This is a genomic window from Pseudomonas sp. SIMBA_067 (genome assembly GCF_046534675.1).
Taxonomy (GTDB): Bacteria; Pseudomonadota; Gammaproteobacteria; order Pseudomonadales; family Pseudomonadaceae; genus Aquipseudomonas; species Aquipseudomonas putida.
This window is the reverse complement of the sequence record NZ_JAWRYH010000646.1, coordinates 1-263: the sequence shown is the minus strand read 5'-3', so window position 1 is coordinate 263 and position 263 is coordinate 1. Positions and strand designations below refer to the sequence as shown.

The following is a 263-nucleotide window of genomic DNA, read 5'->3' as shown; positions in this document are numbered from 1 at the left end:
GCCAAGGCGAAATCCGCCGCGCGCTTCGCCATCGACACCATCACGTTCTATGACCTGGCGCGTAAGGAAAACCTGGCCATCGGCACCATCCCCGGCATCCTGCCCGCGGTGGGCGGCGTGGTGATCAAACACGCCGACAGCGTGGTCGGCAGTGTCGGCATCAGCGGTGCAACCGACCTCACCGAACAGCAGCTTGCCGTGGATGTCGCCGCGAGCCTGCGCTGACCCGCATGGCCTCCTGCGCGGCAGCCGGGCAGGGGGCC

Annotated in this window: 1 protein-coding gene; it reads left to right on the top strand. The window is 68.4% G+C overall.

Annotated elements, in window-relative coordinates:
- A partial coding sequence (locus tag SB765_RS30700) for a heme-binding protein (protein WP_410932627.1) occupies window positions 1-225 on the top strand: 225 nt, incomplete at its 5' end.
- Between the last annotated feature and the right edge of the window lie 38 nt (window positions 226-263).